Origin of the sequence: Wolbachia endosymbiont of Listronotus oregonensis, from assembly GCF_031205055.1 — a bacterium.
Classification (GTDB): domain Bacteria; phylum Pseudomonadota; class Alphaproteobacteria; order Rickettsiales; family Anaplasmataceae; genus Wolbachia.
Genome location: NZ_CP102118.1, coordinates 199,398 through 221,876 on the forward strand (window position 1 = coordinate 199,398; position 22,479 = coordinate 221,876).

Annotated in this window: 20 protein-coding genes and 3 pseudogenes; 12 read left to right on the forward strand and 11 right to left on the reverse strand. The window is 34.3% G+C overall.

Annotated features, from left to right (window positions below):
- Positions 1-10: 10 nt before the first annotated feature.
- The 4 genes from argS to NMD99_RS01070 form a co-directional block, all read right to left on the reverse strand.
- Positions 11-1,717 (reverse strand): arginine--tRNA ligase, encoded by a 1,707-nt coding sequence (gene argS / locus NMD99_RS01055; protein ID WP_253308947.1) that lies wholly within the window; start codon positions 1,715-1,717, stop codon positions 11-13.
- A gap of 348 nt (positions 1,718-2,065) precedes the next feature.
- Complete coding sequence (locus NMD99_RS01060) at positions 2,066-3,481, reverse strand: hypothetical protein (RefSeq protein ID WP_309166365.1); 1,416 nt, start codon at positions 3,479-3,481, stop codon at positions 2,066-2,068.
- Between the two features lie 76 nt (positions 3,482-3,557).
- Complete coding sequence (locus NMD99_RS01065) at positions 3,558-4,307, reverse strand: hypothetical protein (RefSeq protein ID WP_309166366.1); 750 nt, start codon at positions 4,305-4,307, stop codon at positions 3,558-3,560.
- 686 nt (positions 4,308-4,993) lie between these two features.
- On the reverse strand, positions 4,994-6,709 hold the full coding sequence (locus NMD99_RS01070; protein ID WP_265016351.1) for an ABC transporter ATP-binding protein: 1,716 nt from the start codon (positions 6,707-6,709) through the stop codon (positions 4,994-4,996).
- A gap of 265 nt (positions 6,710-6,974) precedes the next feature.
- Between NMD99_RS01070 and NMD99_RS01075 the strand changes: the two genes are divergently transcribed.
- Positions 6,975-7,178, forward strand: coding sequence for a hypothetical protein (locus NMD99_RS01075; RefSeq protein WP_309166368.1), 204 nt, complete (start codon positions 6,975-6,977; stop codon positions 7,176-7,178).
- Positions 7,179-7,607: 429 nt separating this feature from the next.
- On the opposite strand, the gene argB is transcribed toward NMD99_RS01075, so the two are convergent.
- Together argB and yihA are read right to left on the reverse strand one after the other, a co-directional pair.
- Positions 7,608-8,519, reverse strand: coding sequence for an acetylglutamate kinase (argB, locus tag NMD99_RS01080; protein ID WP_253308952.1), 912 nt, complete (start codon positions 8,517-8,519; stop codon positions 7,608-7,610).
- A 4-nt stretch (positions 8,520-8,523) separates the two neighbouring features.
- Complete coding sequence (gene yihA / locus NMD99_RS01085) at positions 8,524-9,120, reverse strand: ribosome biogenesis GTP-binding protein YihA/YsxC (protein WP_373457554.1); 597 nt, start codon at positions 9,118-9,120, stop codon at positions 8,524-8,526.
- Between the two features lie 103 nt (positions 9,121-9,223).
- Between yihA and prfA the strand changes: the two genes are divergently transcribed.
- Complete coding sequence (gene prfA, locus NMD99_RS01090; RefSeq protein ID WP_253308954.1) at positions 9,224-10,303, forward strand: peptide chain release factor 1; 1,080 nt, start codon at positions 9,224-9,226, stop codon at positions 10,301-10,303.
- Positions 10,304-10,331: 28 nt separating this feature from the next.
- Here the strand turns inward: prfA and NMD99_RS01095 are convergent, their stop codons facing one another.
- Positions 10,332-11,495, reverse strand: a complete 1,164-nt coding sequence (locus NMD99_RS01095; protein ID WP_265016353.1) for a multidrug effflux MFS transporter — start codon at positions 11,493-11,495, stop codon at positions 10,332-10,334.
- A gap of 16 nt (positions 11,496-11,511) precedes the next feature.
- Here NMD99_RS01095 and NMD99_RS08100 point away from each other — a divergent pair.
- A pseudogene (locus tag NMD99_RS08100) lies at positions 11,512-11,655 on the forward strand (N-acetyltransferase); the annotation flags it as partial.
- Positions 11,656-11,961: 306 nt separating this feature from the next.
- On the forward strand, positions 11,962-12,891 hold the full coding sequence (locus NMD99_RS01100; protein ID WP_253309260.1) for an AEC family transporter: 930 nt from the start codon (positions 11,962-11,964) through the stop codon (positions 12,889-12,891).
- A gap of 294 nt (positions 12,892-13,185) precedes the next feature.
- On the opposite strand, the gene NMD99_RS01105 is transcribed toward NMD99_RS01100, so the two are convergent.
- From NMD99_RS01105 to NMD99_RS01115, 3 genes are all read right to left on the reverse strand, one after another.
- Positions 13,186-13,344, reverse strand: a complete 159-nt coding sequence (locus tag NMD99_RS01105; RefSeq protein ID WP_309166374.1) for a hypothetical protein — start codon at positions 13,342-13,344, stop codon at positions 13,186-13,188.
- Positions 13,345-13,548: 204 nt separating this feature from the next.
- Positions 13,549-13,677 carry a type B 50S ribosomal protein L36 gene (gene ykgO / locus NMD99_RS01110; RefSeq protein ID WP_006279631.1) on the reverse strand — a complete coding sequence of 43 codons (129 nt, stop codon included), beginning with the start codon at positions 13,675-13,677 and terminating at the stop codon, positions 13,549-13,551.
- A gap of 69 nt (positions 13,678-13,746) precedes the next feature.
- Positions 13,747-14,565, reverse strand: coding sequence for a pyruvate, water dikinase regulatory protein (locus NMD99_RS01115; protein ID WP_253309258.1), 819 nt, complete (start codon positions 14,563-14,565; stop codon positions 13,747-13,749).
- A 150-nt stretch (positions 14,566-14,715) separates the two neighbouring features.
- Between NMD99_RS01115 and ccmC the strand changes: the two genes are divergently transcribed.
- The gene (ccmC, locus tag NMD99_RS01120) at positions 14,716-15,426 is read left to right on the forward strand and encodes a heme ABC transporter permease CcmC (protein WP_253309953.1); all 711 of its coding nucleotides are present in this window, start codon (positions 14,716-14,718) and stop codon (positions 15,424-15,426) included.
- A 71-nt stretch (positions 15,427-15,497) separates the two neighbouring features.
- Positions 15,498-15,665, forward strand: coding sequence for a hypothetical protein (locus NMD99_RS01125; protein ID WP_264688104.1), 168 nt, complete (start codon positions 15,498-15,500; stop codon positions 15,663-15,665).
- Positions 15,666-15,732: 67 nt separating this feature from the next.
- On the opposite strand, the pseudogene NMD99_RS01130 reads toward NMD99_RS01125, so the two are convergent.
- Positions 15,733-17,399, reverse strand: a pseudogene (locus tag NMD99_RS01130) (hypothetical protein).
- 180 nt (positions 17,400-17,579) lie between these two features.
- Here NMD99_RS01130 and NMD99_RS01135 point away from each other — a divergent pair.
- The 6 genes and pseudogenes from NMD99_RS01135 (at position 17,580) to NMD99_RS01160 (ending at position 22,332) form a co-directional block, all read left to right on the forward strand.
- Positions 17,580-18,857 carry an adenylosuccinate synthase gene (locus NMD99_RS01135; protein ID WP_264688480.1) on the forward strand — a complete coding sequence of 426 codons (1,278 nt, stop codon included), beginning with the start codon at positions 17,580-17,582 and terminating at the stop codon, positions 18,855-18,857.
- A gap of 256 nt (positions 18,858-19,113) precedes the next feature.
- Positions 19,114-19,761, forward strand: a complete 648-nt coding sequence (locus NMD99_RS01140) for a hypothetical protein (RefSeq protein WP_309166392.1) — start codon at positions 19,114-19,116, stop codon at positions 19,759-19,761.
- Positions 19,698-20,354 carry a hypothetical protein gene (locus tag NMD99_RS01145; RefSeq protein WP_309166393.1) on the forward strand — a complete coding sequence of 219 codons (657 nt, stop codon included), beginning with the start codon at positions 19,698-19,700 and terminating at the stop codon, positions 20,352-20,354. The genes NMD99_RS01140 and NMD99_RS01145 overlap by 64 nt, the downstream gene beginning before the upstream one ends.
- Before the next feature lie 59 nt (positions 20,355-20,413).
- Entirely contained in the window at positions 20,414-21,352 is a 939-nt protein-coding gene (locus NMD99_RS01150; protein ID WP_309166395.1) for a coiled-coil domain-containing protein, read from the forward strand.
- Positions 21,353-21,498: 146 nt separating this feature from the next.
- Positions 21,499-21,761: pseudogene (gene infA / locus NMD99_RS01155) on the forward strand (translation initiation factor IF-1).
- The gene (locus tag NMD99_RS01160) at positions 21,739-22,332 is read left to right on the forward strand and encodes a Maf family nucleotide pyrophosphatase (RefSeq protein WP_064125248.1); all 594 of its coding nucleotides are present in this window, start codon (positions 21,739-21,741) and stop codon (positions 22,330-22,332) included. Before infA ends, NMD99_RS01160 begins: the two are co-directional and overlap by 23 nt.
- Positions 22,333-22,479: the final 147 nt, after the last annotated feature.

The window sequence follows — 22,479 nt, forward strand, 5'->3', positions numbered from 1 at the left end:
GGCAAAAAAATCAACTCATTTCTTCCAAAGGCTCTATATTGAAGATAGAAAGTCCAGAAGCGATGACGTGTGCTAAGGCTTGTACAAGGAACATTCTTGCAGCGGTGAGGTTTAAGTTGTCTTCCAGTATGAACCGCATGTTTAAATCACTCTTGCCATACCCCCATAAAACGTGAAACGCTTCTGCAACTTCAAGTAAGTAGAAAGTAATTCTGTGTGGCTCATAAAGCCTTGCCGCTGTTTCTATCACATTTGGCCACTTTGCTAAGGTTTTTATGAGGAAGAGCTCCCCATCTGTCTTTAAAAGTGAAGGGTCTGCTGTTGGGAGCTCTTTTGGAGCATTACGCATTAACGAATGAGCACGAGCATGCGCATATTGCACGTAAAAAATAGGGTTGTCTTTTGACTGTTCTTTAACTTTAGCAAAATCAAAGTCCAAGACCATATCATTCTTGCGTGTTAACATTATAAAACGAGTTATGTCCCTGCCAACTTCTTCCACTACATCTCTTGCTGTGAGGAAGTTTCCTGATCTTTTGGACATCTTAACAGGTTTGCCATTCTCGAAAAAATTCACAATATTATGCAGTTTTACCTCTATTTTTGCTTGATCATCACTTAGTGCAGAGACAACTGCTTTTAGCCTTTTGATATAACCACTATGATCACTACCGACTGCTACTATCATATTATTAAAACCACGTGATATCTTATCAAAATGGTAAGCGATATCTGAGGCAAAATAAGTCCAACTGCCGTCCTCTTTCTTCAATGCGCGGTCAACGTCATCACCAAATTTTGTAGAGCGAAATAACATTTCTTTTCTGGAAGTCCAGTTTTCACTTTCTTTGCCTTTTGGTTTCTCCAGGTACCCTTCATGCACCAAACCCTTGTCAGACAATATCTTTATACTCTCTTCAATTTTGCCACTTTTTTGTAGCTCATACTCTGAAGTAAAAACATCATGACTTACCCCAAGTAAGTTCATGTCTTCCTTTATGATTTCTAAGATAGAACTTAAAGTATATTCCCTAATCACCTGATTATCTTGCTTTTCTAGAAGCTCCTTGCCATATTTTTTGGCCAGCCCATTCCCTATCGGTTTTAAATATTCACCTGGGTATAAACCTTTTTCAATGCTGATTTTTTCTCCCAGAGCTTCCTTATACCGCAAATATACTGACTTTATTAGTGTATCTATCTGCGCTCCAGCATCATTAATATAGTATTCCTTAGTAACTTTATAACCAACTTTTTTCAATAAATTTGCCAAAACGTCACCAAATACTGCTCCTCTTGCATGACCAATATGCAGTGGACCAGTTGGATTTGCCGATACAAATTCAACATTGATGGCCTGATTGTTCCCTATATCTAGGGTGCCAAACTCTGTTTTTAGCTCATTTATTTGTTTTAAAATTCCATGCCATACTTCTATTTTTAAGTGCATGTTGATGAAACCAGGGCCTGCTATTTCCACTTTTGCAACTTCATCAAAAGGTTTAAATTCTCTTGCTAAGATCCCTGCAATCTCAACTGAATTCCTCTTTTCATGCTTTGCAAGCACCATGGCAACGTTTGTGTAAATATCTCCATGCGCTCTATTGCTTGGAGGCTCTACAATAAAATTTGCCGCACTTGTATTTATGACACCCCTTTGCTTCAACTCATTTAATTTGCTGGAAATTAGAGAGGAAACCTGTTTGAAAATGTTCATTAACTAAAAAGCTATAAGACTTGTAGCAGTATAGTGGATAAATGGAAGGAGTTGAAGGGTTATCTGATGTAATCTATAGCTAAAGTGACTTAGGTTTACCGACAATTTGAAGAACTGTCATTCCGCTACCCGTTAGCGGCCGCGGTGGTATGACGTGTTGCTCCGTGTCAGCTACTTGGATGACACCTATAGCCCTGTCATTCCAACGCGTAACGCTGGAATGACAAAGAAGAATGGGCTATTGGTTTTTCATATGGTTATGCAAAAGCCTAATCTTGCAGTCTTTTCTTTAATGGCACATGTATCAAAATCGTATAAGCTTATACCATTCCCTGTTCAAAATATCATTTATATAAAAAACACTGGCACTACCTCCGAAGAATCCCAAATTACTTCTTTGCACAATTCACAATCTCTGCCACCTTCTGTACAATCAGTTATTCTTTCCTTCTGATCAAAAAATGCTCTGCATTCATCAAAAGTTTTATTACTTATTGTTCCATCTTTTCTTACAAGTCTATCTGTTTTCTTGTCAGCAATCATCAGTGATTGACTTTGAGAGAGCACCACCACTGGCTTGCCTCTGTCAATACTGTCAGGGTAGTAATATGCTCTTGTGTTAACTAAATAACTATTGTCAGAAAACATGTCATTCTTACAAGATGCATACCAATCAGGCCAATGATCTTTGTTACCAACTTGGCGTATATTATAAGATTCTTTGCAAGTACTATTCGAAGGAATAGTAACGCACCATGAATTCATAGTTCCTCTCCAAGTGATAAAAGGGTATTCCATGCCATTCTTATTGCAGTCAGTTGCCGTTATACCAAATTGTTTTACATAATAATCATTAGTTTTAATCTTGTCAATAATGTCTGCACTTAAGTCAGGGTATAATTTATTTATTGCCTCTCTTATATAAAGCTTACCATCGTTACTTACGTCAATATAGTTACCATCTTTTTTGCTGTTTTCACATCCTTTTCGGTTACACCCACCATCATCAATTATTTCTTTAGTTTTCTCTTCAAGGTTACACGTTTTTAATATGTCACAATTTAACTTTACCTTTAATTCTTTGTCTATTTTTTTTTCTACTTCCTTTATCAATTCACCCTTAGTCTTATCATCAATCTCACAATTAAGATCTTTCTCTAGTTCATTTTTAATCTTTTCTTTTATTTCATCCTTAGTCTTATCATCAATCTCACAATTAAGATCTTCCTCTAGTTCATTTTTAATCTTTTCTTTTATTTCATCCTTAGTCTTATCATCAATCTCAAATTTAAGATCTTTCTCTAGTTCATTTTTAATCTTTTCTTTTATTTCATCCTTAGTCTTATCATCAATCTCACAATTAAGATCTTCCTCTAGTTCATTTTTAATCTTTTCTTTCAGTTCATTCTTAGTCTTATCATCAATCTCAAATTTAAGATCTTTCTCTAGTTCATTTTTAATCTTTTCTTTCAGTTCATTCTTAGTCTTATCATCAATCTCAAATTTAAGATCTTTCTCTAGTTCATTTTTAATCTTTTCTTTCAGTTCATTCTTAGTCTTATCATCAATCTCAAACTTAAGATCTTTCTCTAGTTCATTTTTAATCTTTTCTTTCAGTTCATTCTTAGTCTTATCATCAATCTCGGACTTAGGGTCTTTACAATCATCTAGCTTTGTATGTAAATTAATTTTTAACATACGTGGCAGTTGACGTACATGACTTGCATGCTTATAATTTGAATAAGGAAAAGTGTTTTTTAACATAAAATAGCTCCATTAATAAATAAGAATTAACATAAAATGGGGGTGTGTACTAACAATGTACACACCTTGGTTGCCTTTATATAATATGAACAGTATCTTCTGGTACTGACATTTTTTCAGAAAAAAATGCTGGTTCTTTGCGTGAGTCTATTATAGAAGCATTTATCGCATCCACACAAGCTTTGCATTCAGAATTGCTATCACATCCTCCTTTGAGACGATTGTCTGGATCAATTTCAAGGTTGTTGTCAGTTTTATCTATAATTTCTTTACAGTCTGCAAATTTTAAGCCACTAGTTTTCTTAGTAATGGCATCTTTAATCTCTCCAGAAGTTGCGTCAACTGCTATTGTAAGTTTTGAAAAGTCAATTGGTTTTTTAGGTTCTGGACAAGCAGGACACTCAGGACAAGGAGGTATTTCTACATCAGGACATTTTACCTCAGGACAAGGAGGTATTTTTACCTCAGGACATTTTACATCAGGACATTTTACCTCAGGACAAGGAGGTATTTTTACCTCAGGACATTTTACCTCAGGACATTTTACCTCAGGACAAGGAGGTATTTTTACCTCAGGACATTTTACATCAGGACATTTTACCTCAGGACATTTTACCTCAGGACGAGGAGGTATTTTTATATCAGGAAGCTGTATATTTAATTCGAGTCTATCATAACACGGATCAAAGTGGTCATGGCAATGTGGGTTAAAGTGGTTATGACAATGTGGATCAAAATTATGATGGTACCGTGGGTCAGTTGTGCAAGCTGTGCGCGTAGGAATACATGAACCAACACGTGGAGATGAGGAAAAATTATAATTCATAAGAATCCTTTAAAAAATAACTATTAGATTATTATAGGATAAAAAAGTTAATGATTTAATAATTTTGAGGCTAAAATTAGCATATACAAACTTACAGTACATTTCAAAATACGACTTTAATGTAGCAGATATTAGAGTTAAAAGTTTTACTATGGTAGAATAATGATAAGATTCCAAGAAGAAGCTGTCAGTAGTCAAATTAGTCGTGTTGCTGAAATAAATTGTAATATATGGTTACTGTGAATAACAAGTAAGCACCTGTTTATTATATTTTCAAGCAAAATGTGAAGCACATGGGAAACCATGTGCTCTTGGAAGCACGTATAGCTAGACGTGCGTTTATGAGTTGTTTAAAAACAATCTTCTAATAAAGAAACCCAAATTCATCACAAGGATTATAACATGTGTCATAATAGTTATGATATGAGTTAAAATGATTGTGGCACGAATTAGTAGCACAAGGTGCGTATGCAGGTGCACAAGCTTGTGCACAGTTCGATACTGGTGCTGGTAAAGCTGGCAAATTATAACCCGTACATGGTAGTTTTGGTAAATTACTGTAATGATAAGTCATAATGATCCTTAAAAAAATACTATAAGATTATTATAAATTAAAATGATTAAAAATTTAATAACTTTAATTATAAATCTAGCATATCAACTAACGATATGATGTAAATTTTCTTTCAATTCCACTGTATCTTCGCCAGTTTTGCATACAACCCGTCTTTACTTATTAGGGAGTCATGAGTCCCTACTTCTTCTACTTTTCCGTGATTAATTACTATAATCTTGTCAGTTTTAAGTGCAGTTGATAGTCTGTGTGTAATTACGATCGTTGTTCTGTTTTGCATTAACTTGCTTAATGCTTTTTGCACGAGGTTCTCACTTTTATAATCAAGGGCAGAGGTTGCTTCATCCAGTATTAAAACCTGAGGGTTTTTGAGTATGGCTCTTGCTATTATAATACGTTGTTTTTGTCCTTCAGAAAGTTTTAATCCTCTTTTTCCTACAAATGTATCAAATTTATCAGGCAGCTTATCAATAAATTCCATCGCATAAGCGCTGATAGCTGCTTGCTTCACTTCTTCATATTCAGCACCAGGTTTGCCATATAGTATATTTTCCATTATTGAGCAAGAGAATATTATGTTATCTTGTGGCACTAAGCCAAACAACAATCTGAGGTCATTTAACGCAATTGACTTAATATTGTGCCCATCGATAGTAATGCTGCCTCTGCTTGGATCATGAAAACGGAGCAGAAGTTTTAAAATGGTGCTTTTACCACTGCCAGATGGTCCAACAATTGATACTACTTGACCTGCCTTTATAGAAAATGATATGTTATTTAACGCTGGCTTATCAGACTGAGATTCATAAAAAAATGTCACGCCATTAAACGAAATTCCTTTTTGAACACTACAAATTTTTATAGGATCATTGGCATCTGCTATAGAGCTTTTCATATTTTTAAATTCAAATAAACGCTCTACTATTCCAAGACCTCGTTGTAAATCACTGATATTATCGCTCAAATTATTTATAGCTCCTGCCGCAAGCGCTGAATAAAACACAAATGAGGAGAGTTCTCCAATAGTTATATTATTGCTTAAGACTTCTTTAATACCAAAAAAGAGCAAAACAACTAGTGAACCTATCACACACGTGATAACTAGAGTTACTAAAATAGCACGCAAGAGTACTAATTTTACGTATGATTTTGATACTGAGTTTAAATACTCTTGAAAACGGATTTTTTCATTTTCTTCGAGTACAAACGACTTGATAGTCACTATAGATCGAAAGTTTTCCTCACTAAATGACGCAAGCTCACTTAATTTATCCTGGGCAAAGCGTGCATAGCTACGCACTTTTTTTCCAAGTGAGGTCATGATAATGAGTAGTATAGGTACTATTGCGGCTGCATACGCAGTTAGGTGCAGATTTGTATATAATAACATGGCAACACTGCCAATTAATATTACAAAATTTCGCAATATGGTGAGTAGGCTGCTATTTATTATTGATTGCAGCGCAGAGGTATCAGTAATGAGTGCTGAGATAACATCTTGTACGCCTGTGTTCTCAAAGAAACTTGGTTGCAAGTCAGTGATACTGCTATATAAGTCATATCTGATTCTTGCGATAACTTTCTCGCTGCCAATGCCAATGAAATATAACCGAGTAAATGCAGTGAGAGAAATGGCTAAAACTATAAGTATTGCAACTAATAGTTTGGTAGTAAAATCGTGCTCTGTGCCAGAATCAATTATGTTGCTTAAGCCTCTGCCAAAGAGGAGGATCGTTAAGGCTGAAAATAAAACTGCAATAAAAGCTATGATGAAATAAGATAGATTAGGCTTTATATAGCAAAATAACTCTCTAATATTAGATCGCATCGTATTTTGAAGTTTCTAAAGTTAAGTATATAGATTTTAGTTTCAGGGGAAAGGGGAAAGGTGTAGCACAATAGCTAACGTCATACCGTGTACAAACGTTGCAATTTTTAAGCAAAGTGATGTTGTTCAAGTAGCTGACACTTGGGGTCTATGTTTTTTCTGGTCACACGCTGGAATGACAAAGTGAGCGTGCGTAGGTGTCATCCCAGTACTCCTTTCTCGTCATCCCAGTGCCTATTTCTTTGTCATCCGAGTAGCCCCTTTTTTGTCATCCCAGTGCCCAGACACTGGGATCCAGAAAAGTTTGCTTGTAAGCAAGCAAACTAGCATAGAAAGTGGTTACAACATTTTCGATGAGATTATATGGAAAACTGGATCCCAGTGTCTGGGCACTGGGATGACAGCAGTCCTACGTCATACCGCGATTCATTCCTACGTCATACCGCGATTCATTCGCGGTATCTCTTAACATAGATCCCGCTAACAAGCAGCGGGATGACACCTCTCTTGGGCTCTTTTAGCTACAAACATTAAGAAATTTACCAAATGAAAAAAAAGGCAAAGAACTCCCGTGGTGCGAGTTTTGACTCTATATTACTGTAAGTGGCGCTGTAATAATGTGCTGACGCTTAGTTTAAGCGCGTTTTGGCTGAATGTAGAAAAAATTTAAAAGACATGCAGCCGCTATAATTTTATGTAATCCGTCAAAAAATACCCTAAGTTTTTTACTGAATTTTGTCATTGAGCCTGCAGGTCAAAAACAAGTTTTGAGTCATAAATACCCTTATTGTCATAATAAGGGGGCCGGCGGAGTTTGTCAAGTAAGTTTTTTCGTTTCTATTCCCAAGAAAAGTTCGTCATATGGTTATGCAAGAAGTCTATTCGTGTAGTTGTCTAGTTATAAATCACTCACAATTGATATGCTTGAATTATTCTCAGTAAATAAATCAAGCATAATGTTAGGTATTCTACCATCAACTATGTGAACAACTCCAGCACATTCCTCTACCATTTTAGTATATGCCATAAGCCTTCTAATAAATTTTTCTCCTTGAATTTTGCCACAATCAATCGATGCATTTAAATTTTTAACAGATATCTTCCTGCCACCAATTTTATCTATTTCTTCACCTGTATCGCTAAAGGTTATCATTTTAGATGCAGAAACTGCAATTGCAATTGTGCTTGCAGTGCTATCGGCATCAATATGATATGTTTCCCCATTTTTTCCATGACCAATTGGTGCAATAACTGGTATAAAATCTGATTCTTCAATAAAAAATAATATATCAGGATTGATTTCAGTGGGCCTACCGATGAATCCCATGTCTAGTATTTTTTCGATGTTATTTGATCTGTCTTCCTTAAGCGTAGCGCTTATCTTTTCAGCTTTTATTAAGTTGCCGTCTTTTCCACATAATCCAATAGCTGAACCACCAGCAGAATTTATATGCTGAACAATTTTTTTATTAACTGAACCACACAGTGCCATTTCAATGATTTTTATAGTGTCTTTGTCTGTAAGTCTGATACCATTCACAAACTTACTGTCCATACCCAGCATTTTTAACACTGAGTTAATTTCATATTCTCCGTCATGAACTATCACCGGATTTATACCAAGCTGCTTTAATAAGACAACATTATGCACAAAAGTATAGAATAGTGTTTCATCTGAGATCGTTACGCTGCCACATTTAATGACAAAAGTTTCACCCACAAAGCTAGGTATGTTAGATAACACTTCAAGTAATATTTCTGCTTTTTGTTCAAATGATACTTCACCCTTTAAAAATTCACTACTCTTCATTTTTTTATCTTGTAAACTTGAAAAACTCATCTCTTACCTTGGTTATTTTATGCTTAATACGGATGCTTATTTGATGAATTGACACATTCTCATTATTAATCCATTTTTGAGTATCTTCTAGAATGGCATCTAGGCTTTTTTGACTCACTTTATCTATTTTTGTTAGCACAACGTTAAAGTTAATATTATTATATATTAACCAATAAATGAAGTCTTTGTCTATTTCTTTTAATCCTACCTTGCTATCTATCAACACAAACACTCTTCTTAGATTTTTTCTTTGAATTAGATAATACTCAATTAAGTTTAAATATTGTATAATTTCCTCCTTACCTGCATGAGAATAACCATACCCTGGTAGGTCAACAAGTCTGAATTTATCATTGTACATAGAGTAAAAATTTATTTGTCTAGTACATCCAGGTTTAGAGGAAACTCTGGCAGCTTTTTTGCTGTTTATCAGTAAGTTGATCAGACTGGATTTTCCTACATTTGATCTACCAGCAAACGCAATCTCTGGAGCCGACTCATCTGGTAATGATTTCATGTCCGAAGCTCCAAATATGAAATTGCAGCTTGATGTTATCTGTCTTGCCATTATATTCAAGTAGAAGGTAGTAGATATATTATAGTGTTATTGCTTGATATAAGAAATTTTTTATTTCAGTATATATTACTTAGTTAAAATACTAGATCTGTGCTATATGAATATAGAGAATAATTTACAAGACTTAAAGAAAAAATTTAGTGATATAGAAAGGAACTTGGAAAACCCTGCCAATTTAAGTCAAAAAGAATTCATTACTCTTTCAAAGGAATACTCTGAGCTCAGGCCAATAATCAAGATAATTGATGAATATAACACGCTGAAAGAGGAAATTTCAGACTTAGAGGAAATAATGAAAGATGAAAACAGCGAAGGTGATATAAAAGAGTTAGCAAAAGAAGAATTTTTCGAAAAGCACAAGGTATTATTACCAAAAGTAAAAGCAAAACTAAAGTTAGCATTATTGCCTAAAGATGAAGATGACTTAAGAAATGCAATATTGGAAATCAGAGCAGGTACAGGAGGAGAAGAAGCAGCATTATTTGCAGCAATGTTATTTCGTATGTATCAAAAATATGCAGAAAGAAGAAATTGGAAGTTCGAGCCAATAAGCATTTCTAATACAGGTATAGGTGGCTATAAGGAAGCTTCTGCACTCATTAATGGAACAGAAGTTTTTGCAAGGTTGAAATTTGAATCAGGAGCACACAGAGTACAGAGAGTGCCAGAAACTGAATCCTCAGGAAGGTTACATACCTCTGCCGCTACTGTTGCGATATTACCTGAAGTAGAAGAAGTTGACTTTAAAATAGAAGAAAAAGACTTACGAATAGATGTTTATAGATCCAGTGGTCCTGGAGGGCAATCAGTGAATACAACTGACAGCGCAGTAAGGGTCACCCACTTGCCAACAGGGATAATTGTAATACAGCAAGATGAAAAATCGCAGCACAAAAATAAAGCTAAAGCGCTTAAAGTATTGAGGGCAAGGCTATACGAAATTGAAAGACAAAAAAAAGAAATGGAAAGGTCAACAATGAGAAAAAGTCAGATTGGCTCTGGTGATCGTTCCGAGCGCATAAGAACATATAATTTTCCACAATCAAGAATAACAGACCACAGAATTAATCTAACTTCACATCGGCTAGAGCAGATTATAAAAGAAGGTGAACTAGATGAATTTATTGAGGCATTAATTTCACGTAATGAAGCAGAAAGATTGGCCGGGGAAAGTTAATCGCTCACATCTGTAAAAAGATCATTAATTATACCGGATCTTTTAAAAACAATAAACAGGCAGTAAAAACAAGTTCTAGTACTATCGCGGATAGAACAAGAACAGCTACACTAATTGCTTGACCGTTGTAAACGTAGCTTGTTAAGCCGATAAAAATAGCCATGATAAAAGCTCTAATGAACGAGACTGCAGAAGAAGCTGTGCCTTTAATTTCAGGGAAAACATTTATTGATGCATTAAAAATCACTGGCTGGCAAATTGCACAACCGATAGAAAAAATAATCATAGACAGTGTTACTAAGTAGAAAGAGTGGGGTACAATTATACTGAATATTACAAGCAATAGAGACCCAATAGCACCCACGCTCGTACCAGAAATTACACACCATATTGCTCCAAGTTTCTGTAAGATTTTGCCAGCAAATAGACTAATGAGTGAGAAGCACCCAACTATTGCACCTTGATGTAGTGCATAAATAGTGCTAGATAAACCAAAAGTCTCCATATACAAAAAAGGTCCACAAGTAATGAATGACATATACGCAGCAGAAAAGAGGCTTGACATTAAAGACAACGTAACAAACCTCGGACTAGATAGTAGTTTTCTGTAATCTTTCATTATTTTTTTCAAACTGAAAGCATCGCGATCCTTTTTTGTTTCTGGTAACAGAAAAAGCAGCAAAACCCAAGAGATCAAACAAAGTATTGCAACAGTTGCATAATTACCACGCCATCCTACAATTTCATTAATGAAACTGCCTAACACTGGCGCAATTGCCATGACAACTGTAAGAACAGAATTCATGATTCCAATAAATTTCACCGCTTCGTCGCCTTTGTAGCTGTCTGCAACGATTGCAAACACAACTACAGATGTGCTAACACCAATGCCCTGAACAAAGCGAGAAATTAAAAGCCAAAAAATCGACGGTGCAAAAACACAACCAACAGCGCCGATTAATAACAAAGTGTTACCTATGATCATAATCCTTCTTCTGCCATAGCATTCAGACAATGGACCAAAAAACAACCCTCCTATGCAAAAGCCTAGGAAATTATAAGCAATAGTTAATTGAATTGTGCCTTCTGATACGTTAAAATAGTGCACCATATCAGGAAAACTAGGTACGGAAATGTCAATTTCAATGAACTTAGCAATTAGAGACAGGATTAATAGAAAGGGTAGTAACATTTGAAATTTTTAATTAATGAATAAAAATATCACATTTAAAGCGTTGAAAGAAGAACATTTTTTACTGTTATTAAAATGGTTAGAAACACCTCATGTGAAGCTATGGTGGGTAAATTGGACACTAGGGTTAATTAAAGAAAAATATGACAACTATGTTAAAGCCCTTACTCTCTGTCCTAACTTTACTTATTTCCTCTTACTTTTTCAACAGTCCGTCTAAATTACCACAAGCAGTTTAATTTTTCATCATTATTCAAAAATATGCAAGGAGCTTTATAGAAACTTAACATAATTTTATCATAAAAATGTCATTCTTAAGTCTTATGTAAAAACAAATTTTGACACTAAGTGAATCTTTTTTAATTAACTATGAACTGGATAAATTGGAAAATAAATTTTGTTTACTTTTATAATACCTTAAGATCTAATATCACTTTATCAGTCAAAAGTATCACAATAGGCTAGTATGTTCCTTACTCTTTTCCTAAAAATATTACCTATTTATATTACAATATTTATTGGTTATTTATCAGGAAAATGTCTTAAAATTGACAGAAACACTATATCTCAAATACTCTTTTATATAGCTAATCCAATAGTGATTTTATATGGAGTCTCTCATACAGAAGTTAATTTAAAAGTAATTTCTCTGCCGATTTTGATATGGTTTATAGGTAGCACTATGTCCTTATCAGTGTATTATCTTTCTTCTTTTTTATTTAAGGATAACACGAGAAACATATTAGCGTTTAGCTCGGGCAGCACAAGTATGGGGTATTTTGGCCTGCCGATTGCCATGGCTTTGTTTGATGAAGATTCAGTATCTGTATATGTTGTTTGTTATATAGGAATGGCGTTGTTTGAAAATAGCTTAGGATTTTACATAGCTGCAAATGGTATTTATACCGCAAAAGAATGCATATTAAAGTTGTTCAAACTTCCTTCGCTTTATGCGATGGTTCTGGGCTTCTTTTTAAGTATATATGATATACAAATACCTACTTTTTTAACAGATGTTATGATGAATATTAGAAGTACATTTGTCACATTAGGGATGATGCTACTTGGAGTGAGCATTGCAAATATTACAAGCTTTAAAGTAGATTGGAAGCTTGCTTTGATCACTATTACAGCAAAGTACGTATTCTGGCCACTGTTTGTTTTAGGAATTGTCCTTCTAGACAAACATGTTATAGGTGTATACGACGAGAGTATATATAAAGCACTGATGTTGCTGGCTATTATTCCAGTTTCTGGGTCCAGTATAATACTTGCTAATATTTTGAATTATCAACCAGATAAAGCTACTCTGTTGCTTCTAATTAGTACTGCAGTGGGACTATTTTATGTTCCACTAATAATATCATTATTTTTTACTAAACTTATTCTTTTTTGATCAAGCGGTAGGTAAAACTTAAATTTACACTAGCTTCTTGCATAATCACATAAAAAACCTACTCTTTTTTGTCATTCCAGCGCGTGACGCTGGAATCTAGTTTCACTTTATGATGGTGTCATGAAAGTAACTGGCACTGGAATCCAGAAAAAGAATGGTGTCATGAAAGTAGCTGACACTGGTTCACTCTATAATGATGTCATTCCAGTGTCAAGCACTGGAATGACATCATAGGGGCACTGGGATGACAAGAAAGGGGCTTGAATGACAGGAGGTAACGCAAGAAGTCTACTGCTATTCCACGTCAAGAACAACCATAAGTTCATTAGGGTTCACATAACCTAAAGCATTTTTTGCTTGCTCATCAAGCAGATCTAAATCTAAGCTTTTTTCATATAAGCCAAATACTTTATTGTCCAACTTTTCCTTTTCAGAAGAGACATCCTTTAGCAAAAGCTTATTGTACTCAATCTCTTTTTTAAGTCGATTAACGTCAATAAGCCACGTTTACCTGTAATTGTGCTAATGCTAAAATATAATGTAAGAGAAGAAATGAATAAGGCTGCGCTTAAACACAATAACTTTTGCTTCTTTTTAGGTATAAACACCGTACTTTCACATACAAGAAATGTATAACATGAAAAGGTGAACAAAAAGCTAAGAACCTTGACGCGCTTTACACCTTGGCTTTACCTTGTTTATAATGTAAATCTTACCACCCCTTTTCACAACTTTACAATTTTTATCTCTGTTACGATGAGATTTTAGCGACCCTTTGACTTTCATATCTATAGTAAGAATTAAATTACCTTACATTATGATCACTTACAGAGAGTTAGTCAATTGATAAATTTTTCACATTTTATTAAAATACTGTATAATTGTTGCTGATACTTCTTCGATTGACTTTTGCGTGACATCAATAATTGGCCAGTTATTCTGCTTAAATAGTTCCTCTGCTTCTTTAATTTCCTTTTCTACTTTTCTAGGATTAGCATATATATTATTATCTTCGTTGTTAATTGAAGTAAGTCTATTTTTGCGTATTTCTATTAGCCTACTTACGTCTATTGTTACCCCTATCGTTAGTTTATTTTTTAATTTTGCCAAGTCGACATAAAAGGGTACTCCACTAACAAAAGGAATATTTGCAACCTTATAGCCTCGATAAGCTAAATACGTACTGGTGGGAGATTTTGATGTACGTGAAACTCCAACCAAAATTATATCTGCTTTATCAATATCTTGAATATTTTGCCCATCATCATGATTAATAGTATAGTTTATTGCCTCAATGCGCTGAAAATATTCGTTATTTATCTCAGTATGCAAGTCAAGCTTTTCGTCTTTTTCAATTTCAAGATAGGACGAAATTTCTCTAATAATATGTGATAATATTGCTCTATAGGGAATTTTCAACTTTATACAGTTATCTTTTAGATATTTTCTTAGCTCATCATCAGTAATAGTGCATATAACAAAATTATGCTCATCACTTTTCCTATTAATTTCCTCCAGAATTTTGTCAATCTGCTCTTCTCCTTTCACAAAAGACCAAACATATTCGATTGTTTCTACAGAACGAAAGTGTTTCAGAGCTGATTTTGCAACTGATATAACAGTTTCACCACTTGAATCTGATACTAAGTGTAAATTAAGCTTTTTAAGGGTCATGTTTTATATAGTGTTATACTAAAAATAATAGCAAGCAATCGGCTACTGAAATTGTGCTAATTTGTTAATCTATGTCAATGCAGAAAAACTATTCTGTTGATAAAACTCAAACTAATTGGTAAATTCTTAACGCAATTATTCTCAAAACGAATGTTTTTATTAAAGCCTACAAATTTCACTTCTTTTTCTAAAAAAGCACTACCTTGGCTTGGGGTTATTTGTTTCGCATGTTTTTTAATTGGAATGTTTTTAGCGTTATTCTTCTCCCCAGAAGATTATAAACAAGGAGAAATTGTACGAATTATGTACATTCATGTGCCTTCTGCATGGCTTGCTCTTGGAATATATGGACTCATTGCATCACTTAGTTTCATTTCATTGGTGTGGAACAATAGCATTGCTAGTGTCTTGGCACATGCTGCTGCTCCTGCAGGGACAGTCTTTTCTGCAATATGCTTAATCACAGGTAGCATCTGGGGAAAAGGAACCTGGGGCACTTGGTGGGTATGGGATGCAAGGCTTACTTCAATGCTAATTTTATTTTTCCTATATGTTGGCTACCTTTCATTGTGGAGCGCTTTTGATAATGAAGCGAGGGCAGAAAAATCAGCAGCAGTATTTGCCATTTTTAGTGCTATAAATATTCCCGTAGTAAAATTTTCTGTGAATTTATGGTCTACTCTCCATCAGCCAGCAAGCATTTTGAGAAGAGGTGGAGTAGCAATAGAAAGTTCTTTGCTGTTGCCACTCATTGTAATGTTTATGTTTTGTGCCACATTTTTTTTAGTAGTGTGGATACTATACTCACTTCACTTAATTAATTTGTACAAAATAAAGAGAGAAATCAGTATGCGGTATTAGGTAGCTTTGTAAGTATACAGGTAAATATGCTAGAGAAAATTAGGTAAAATATCTTTGGTCACTTTAAATACTTGCCTGCTGAAACTGAAGAACGTGCTATGTTATGTGATCTAACTAATTTTAAAAGCAGCAATGACCAACTAACTAGAATAGATCAGGTATTGAATCGAGATCAACTTGAACATTTTACCAACGTTCTTGAAACATATGATGCAACGGCACGTAGTTTTTACGATTAGGTGCATTGTAAAATAGCAACCGTTGCAACCATGAACTCTAAAATATTCAAGGAGCCTACCAGTATCTTTAAAGTAAATGTTCATGTGATTCCACAGATAATTTCTGTTTTTTGATTCTATCTGTCCATTTATCATTTTCTATATCTTGTTTGTTGGTTGCTCTTTTTCTTGCTCAACAATTGCCTTATCTACCTTCTGATAAATTGCATCAATTGCATTAATTGCATTTTTTTCTTTGTATACTTCGCTTTTCCCTTCAATAATTAACTTAATAAAAGTATTTACAACAGACTGCACTTGATTATGATTAACCTGACCTTTTATCAAAGAAGGTAAAGATCCTAATTCCATTATATGTTGACCTATGTTATTCTTTATACCTTCTGTATGCATTAACTTTATTATTTCATCATCAAACTCTTTCAATACTTCTGATGCTATTTTATCTTGAGTGGAAAGCCCTAAATTATCTGCTACTTCACTTGTTAATAACTCTCTGTTTTCTTTATTATCTTCCAATTTAGCATAATTACTCAACAGATCCATAACTGTAGATACTCTGACTTCAACAATACCATCAACATCTTCATTTCCTAAAGCAACTCCTGATTCCAATAACCTCCCTCTGAGATTTTTGCTTAAAAGATTGATAAACTCTTTATTTGCATCCGATCCTGTAGCAGATATTGTACCATCTAAATAGTTACTTTGAGTACCTAAGCTATGCTCTATTTGTATTTTTGTCTCAGGTTTAAATCCTAATTTTGCACAGAATTTCTGAAAATATTCTTTAATAATGTCAAACAAGCTCTTGCCATTATCTTTATAATTTTTTAACTCTTTAGGAATAGTAAGTGACAATTTACCATCTCTGTATGTTACAAAGTCTTTACCATCTTGAGACTCAAGTGTAAATTCTAATGAGTTAGACAGATCACATATCTTATCACCATGCATAACTTGATTTTTAACAGAGAGTATTGGTAGCCTCATGTCAGATCTAATTCTTACATTATTTTGGTTAGCACAATCAATATTTATTACTTTTTTAGGATTTTCTACTATGAACGACTGTCCAAGTGCAAGTTGGGTTTGTATAAATGGAGCAGCCTCATACCCTGCTTGATTACAATTGGTGACTAGCTCTTCTAAAATAGCATTACTTGGAACTTCTGCTCCAGCGTATCTAAACATTTTTTTGAAAACTTCTTTTGCAAAGGAACGGTAGTCTTTGTTTTCATCTTTCTCTGTTGGTAATAGATGTTGGCCAGCATTGTAAAATTCTTCAAATTCTTTCTTATATGAATCGGTTTTTTGATGATTGGCAGTTTTGGGATTTTCACAGTGATTTTTCCATAGCTCACCCAATGCATTACTTACAAGCTCTTTCTCAATATCTTCGAGTACTGAAGCAACAAAAGCTTTGCCATGATCCGTATCTATTTCTCTTGTTCCTTTTTTGTTAAATATTTCGTCATTATATATATCATCACTATTAAAAAGTTCGCTTTTGTGGTGCTTAGCTCCTTCCTTAAATGCAATAATAAGATTTTTATCTATTTCTTTTCCGTTAATAATAAAATTCATCCTTTGAAAATCTAAGAACATTGTTTCACCAGAATTTGCTAATTCATTATCTTGACCTGCTCTTAATTTACTAAAATTGAACTCTTTAGCTGTGGCCTTTAATCTAACTACTGGACTCTTATTATTTTTTCCTTTTGCCTCTTTCATAAATAACACCTTACTGTAAATATGCTGTAAGTTATATCATATAATGATGAATAGTTTGGTAATATATTAAGAAAATCGACAGTATATTTCTTTATTTAAGAGGTGCAGGAAAGGCGCAGATTTCTCTTTCCATTTGTAGCGTACTGCATTAATATTTATGTATTAATTTAGAAAATAATGATGAATAACATTGTAATTGTTGGTCTGCAATGGGGTGACGAAGGCAAGGGTAAAATAGTAGATTATCTTTCTGGGAATGCAGATGTAGTTGTGAGATTTCAGGGAGGAAATAATGCAGGGCACACTATAGTAATAGATGATGAAGTTTATAAATTAAATTTACTGCCCTCTGCTGTTTTGAGAACGGGCAAAATATCCATCATAGGAAACGGTGTTGCTCTTGATTCACATGCTCTAATCTCAGAAATAGAGTCATTGAAAGTTAAAGGAGTGGACGTAAACTATAACAACTTGATGGTATCCGAGAGCTGTCCATTAATACTTAGCGTACATAAGGACAAGGAAAAGCTATTTGAAGATTTAAACGGAAATCACAAAATTGGTACAACAAACAAAGGGATAGGGCCATGTTATGAAGATAAAGTTGGAAGGAGAGCTATACGCCTTTGTGATTTAGAAAACGCAGATGAGCTCAATAAAAGAGTGGATACTCTTCTGAATTACCACAATGCTATCAGAAAAGGCCTTAACTACCAGGTGGTTAAAAAAGAAGAAATATTAAAAGAAATTCAAGGGATTTCAAAAAAAATTCTTTCATATAAAAAACCTGTGTGGAGGATATTAAATGACTTTGTGAAAGAAGGTAAGAAAATAATATTTGAAGGCGCCCAAGGCACATTTTTAGATATCGACCACGGAACTTACCCTTTTGTTACTTCAAGTAATACTGTAGCGTCGCAAGCAATAACAGGCTCAGGATTAGCCTCCAATGCTTACATTATTGGTGTGGTAAAAGCTTATACAACAAGAGTGGGCAATGGTCCATTCCCTACTGAGCAAAAGAACGAGATTGGAGATAGCTTATTTACTATAGGCAAGGAGCTTGGAACAGTGAGCAATAGAAGAAGGCGCTGCGGATGGTTTGACGCAGTTTTAGTGCGCCAGGCTGTGCAACTTTCTGGAGTTTCAAGCATTGTATTAACCAAATTAGATGTGCTTGATTCTTTTGATACAATTAAAATATGCACTGGTTACAAGTATAGCGGGAAAATGTATGATTATTTACCCGCATCGCATTCAATACAGGAGGAATTAGAGCCAATATATGAAGAGTTTCCTGGCTGGAAAGAAAATACTCAAGGTAAAAGGTCGATTGAAGCATTGCCTATCAATTTAATAAAATATATAGACAAGTTAGAAAAATTAATAGGTGTACCAATTCATCTAATTTCAACTAGTCCAAAAAGAGAGGATGTTATTAAGCTTAAAGATTTCTGAAAACGTCTTTTAACTTTTATCCAATAAAAAAAATACTTGCATAACTCAAAATACTAAGTCTATTATATAAGATATTATTGTAAACTTATAGTGAGTAGTGCATAATGAAAGACAAAAGCTTAAGTTTAACACTTGCAGTTATTTTCAACACAATTAAGTTAATAATAAAAGTTAGTGTAGAACGTGGTTATACAGTTTGATTTTTTTGAATATATGTTAATTGGTATAATGTAAATATAGTTAAAGGAGGTGTGTGATGATTGGAGGTTTGACTAAGGGAGACAAAACAGCAGAGGCAGGAAAAACAAGTGATCAGTCAGAGAATTATGATGTTGAATCAGTTATAAGGGCAGCATCATGTACCTGGTATGCAATACATCGCCTACTGGTGTTGTATGGAGAAGAAAAAGAAAAATTATGTTATTCATCACGGTTTACACTACCTTTTATATCTCTCAAGAACCGTATCAATGAAGTGGAAAAAGAAAATCCTTCCACTAAGGACTCTGCTACAATAAAGTTCTGCCGCTCAATTGCAGAAAATGATAAATTATGCAAAGAATTAAGAAATTTAAATAATCTTGCTGAAAATTTTGCCAATAAAGAATTTGATTCTCAATTAGAGAAGATAATAACAGGTTTTAAACTAAAAGATCTAGAAGACAAGGTAGGCTTCTTAGTACTTTTAAAAGAAGAAAGTGACTTCACTGCTATACAAAAGGCTTATAGGGATGAGTGGAGTTTTTATGACCTAATAAACGATAGAGATTTTAAACAAACGTACATAGATAAAGCAGTAACAGAGTCTGCTAATAAGAGCTTTAAGGAAGATATAAATAAATGCATAAAGTTGGCAGAGCAGGGAAAAAAGCTGCAAGTAAATATTTTGAGAGGAAAGACGTAGAGCTTCAAGCTTATTACACAGAAACTGATAACGCTCATAGAGTTTTGAATGTTAACCTTATTAATTACAATAGAAGTGAGCCAACAAGGATTAGTGACATTTTACAGCAAGAGAAAGATATTAAAGAACTGAATATCTATTGCAATAAAAAACATGAAATATACGCTCATCAAGAAGATAAGAAAAGATATTATGAATTTAAAGAAGGCGCATATTATGAAATGACAAGCACTTGGCCTGTAGAGAATGGATCCAGAATGTGTACCATGATTATGAATGTGAGTAGTAGCGGCATAACTGAAGTACTAAAATTTGATGGTGAAGATTTTGTGTCATCGGAGGAGATCCTAGAATTAATAAAGCAAAATGATGAATTATATATTCAAGGCCTCGTCTTACATGATGCTGTAATGAAATCACTAGAAAAGGGTAAGGCTGCTGATGTTGTACCTACTGCTAATAATAATTTTCAAAATGAATCTATAGTGGCCTATCAAGATAAGGAACCAGGGGGGAATCGAAAGGTCCAGACCCTAAAGTTGATGATGACAATAGCCTTCCTTCTTCTCCTTCTATTAATAGCAATGCATTAATTCAAACAGAAGTCAATTTACAGCACACTGAAACTCAACCAGAAGTTGCTTCACAACAAATGGATGAATTGATTTTAAATAATCAGATGCTGTCCGAAGAAAACGTTGAATTGAAGCAAGAAGAAGCAGAGTTGCAAGTGATAAATAAAAAGCACCATGAATTAACACAAGAAAATCAGCAACTACAGGAGAAACTAGAAACAACCCAAGCAGAAGATAATCAAACAATTGTAAAAGAGAGGCAGAATAGCGATTTACAAGATAAACTTGAAAAAAAGGAGCGAGGATCAAAGGCAGAAATAGATGCAATGCGCAAGGAGTTAACGCAGCTTAAAGAAAACCTGAAGAGGAATGAGGAAGAATTTAAAAGTGTGCATGAAGAAAAAAGAAAGCTAGAGGACAAGCTGAAAGTTGTTAATACAGAAAAGAAGGAATTAGAAGAAAAATTAAAAGAACGTGAAAAAGAGATAGACCAAGAAGCACAAATAATGGAGGAAAAGGAGCAGTTTATAAGCAATTTAAAATGTCAAATGCAAGGGTTGGAAAAAGAGCATGAAGATGAGATTAAGGAATTGGAAGAGAACCTTGATGCATTGAGCGACATCATTGCAGGTAAAGTTTTGGATATTGAAGGTCTGATGAAAAAATTACAAAACAGTGAAAAAGAAAAAGAGTTTTTCCGTGGTCAAGTAGAAGAGTTAAGTGAAGAAACGTTTGCTGATAAACAAAAAGGCTTCAACAATCAATTTTATACTCTAACAGGAGACATTTCTAGTGAGCCTGATAATGTTCCACGAAAGAAGATAGAGTTATCCAGATCTTTAAGCTTTGATAGTGAATCTGATAATAAGTCTTATGTTCCACAGGAAGGGGACAATGATAGCGCATATGATAGCAATGAGGAGAATTGTGATAATCATCCTTGTAGTTCAGTTCTAGTCCTAGGGTCCGTAAGTCCTATCAGAGCACAGGCAAGGAGTAGAAACGTAGGTAGGTAGCTCACCTTCCTCTCGCATTATTGTGAAGATGGTTGGGGTTAAGTTGCAAGAGAAATACTTAAGTGGGGTGCAAAAAGTCTTTTGTGTTGATAATAATTTAAAATCTATAGTAGACTGAAAAAGATTATTAAATTATAATATAACATATGATAAAAGACGAGAAATCGAAAACAATTTTTGAAGTGGAAGGGGCAGTAACTGCTTTACTACCTGCAGCAGAATTTAGAGTGAAACTGGACAATGAACATGAGATTATCTGTCATGTATCAGGGAAAGTGAGAAGAAGTAAAATACGCATCATTATCGGGGATAGGGTGTTAGTTGAGATGAGCATTTACGATAGGAATGCGAAAAAGGTCGGATCATTAGAAGGCTTAAAGGTACAAGTGACAGAACGATCTCTAAATAATCTTATTCTTGCTTCATCATCGAAAAGGCGTATAGCTTTACTAAAACAAATAAATATTGAGCCAGGTTTAATTTTGCCAGCAGACATAGATGAAGCCCCTTTAAAAAAGGAACTTCCGAAGGATTACTCAATCCGTATGGCAAAAAGTAAAGCTGAGAAAATACAAAGTTCAAATCCAAATTACTTTGTGCTTGGTGTTGATACAGTTGTTGCTTGTGGTAGAAGGATATTGCTTAAAGCTGAAAACGTTGAGCAAGCAGAAAAATGCATCCGCTTGTTATCAGGAAGAAGGCATAGAGTATATACCAGTGTGTGTCTATTAACTCCCGATCAATCTAAACAACATATTAGAACTGTGGTTACAATAGTGAAATTTAAACGTCTCAGTGAACAAGAAATTAAGTATTATTTAGCATCAGAAGAGTGGAAAAATAGGGCAGGGGGATGCAATATACAAGGCCTAGCTGGGATGTTCGTATTGTTCTTACGCGGCTCCTACTCTTCCGTTATAGGGTTACCATTACATGAAACCTATTGTTTGCTAAGTAATTATTTTAACCGGGAGTGTTAAATAAACCATACGCGTCAAGTTAAGGCCCAATATAGCACCATTTAAAGTGGGTAGATAGCCTTTCGAAATCCCTTAACAAGTGTGCCCAACAAATCTGTCTTTTTTCGTCACTGAAGTAGTGGGAGTGTTAAATAAACTGTGTCAAAC

Excerpts from the sequence above, each read along its gene's own strand:
- argS (WP_253308947.1), bottom strand. The coding sequence starts at position 1,717 with ATGAACATTTTCAAACAGGTTTCCTCTCTAATTTCCAGCAAATTAAAT.
- NMD99_RS01060 (WP_309166365.1), bottom strand. The coding sequence starts at position 3,481 with ATGTTAAAAAACACTTTTCCTTATTCAAATTATAAGCATGCAAGTCAT.
- NMD99_RS01065 (WP_309166366.1), bottom strand. The coding sequence starts at position 4,307 with ATGAATTATAATTTTTCCTCATCTCCACGTGTTGGTTCATGTATTCCT.
- NMD99_RS01070 (WP_265016351.1), bottom strand. The coding sequence starts at position 6,709 with ATGCGATCTAATATTAGAGAGTTATTTTGCTATATAAAGCCTAATCTA.
- argB (WP_253308952.1), bottom strand. The coding sequence starts at position 8,519 with ATGAAGAGTAGTGAATTTTTAAAGGGTGAAGTATCATTTGAACAAAAA.
- prfA (WP_253308954.1), top strand. The coding sequence starts at position 9,224 with ATGAATATAGAGAATAATTTACAAGACTTAAAGAAAAAATTTAGTGAT.
- NMD99_RS01095 (WP_265016353.1), bottom strand. The coding sequence starts at position 11,495 with ATGTTACTACCCTTTCTATTAATCCTGTCTCTAATTGCTAAGTTCATT.
- NMD99_RS01100 (WP_253309260.1), top strand. The coding sequence starts at position 11,962 with ATGTTCCTTACTCTTTTCCTAAAAATATTACCTATTTATATTACAATA.
- ykgO (WP_006279631.1), bottom strand. The coding sequence starts at position 13,677 with ATGAAAGTCAAAGGGTCGCTAAAATCTCATCGTAACAGAGATAAAAAT.
- NMD99_RS01115 (WP_253309258.1), bottom strand. The coding sequence starts at position 14,565 with ATGACCCTTAAAAAGCTTAATTTACACTTAGTATCAGATTCAAGTGGT.
- ccmC (WP_253309953.1), top strand. The coding sequence starts at position 14,716 with ATGTTTTTATTAAAGCCTACAAATTTCACTTCTTTTTCTAAAAAAGCA.
- NMD99_RS01135 (WP_264688480.1), top strand. The coding sequence starts at position 17,580 with ATGAATAACATTGTAATTGTTGGTCTGCAATGGGGTGACGAAGGCAAG.
- NMD99_RS01140 (WP_309166392.1), top strand. The coding sequence starts at position 19,114 with ATGATTGGAGGTTTGACTAAGGGAGACAAAACAGCAGAGGCAGGAAAA.
- NMD99_RS01145 (WP_309166393.1), top strand. The coding sequence starts at position 19,698 with ATGCATAAAGTTGGCAGAGCAGGGAAAAAAGCTGCAAGTAAATATTTT.
- NMD99_RS01150 (WP_309166395.1), top strand. The coding sequence starts at position 20,414 with ATGGATGAATTGATTTTAAATAATCAGATGCTGTCCGAAGAAAACGTT.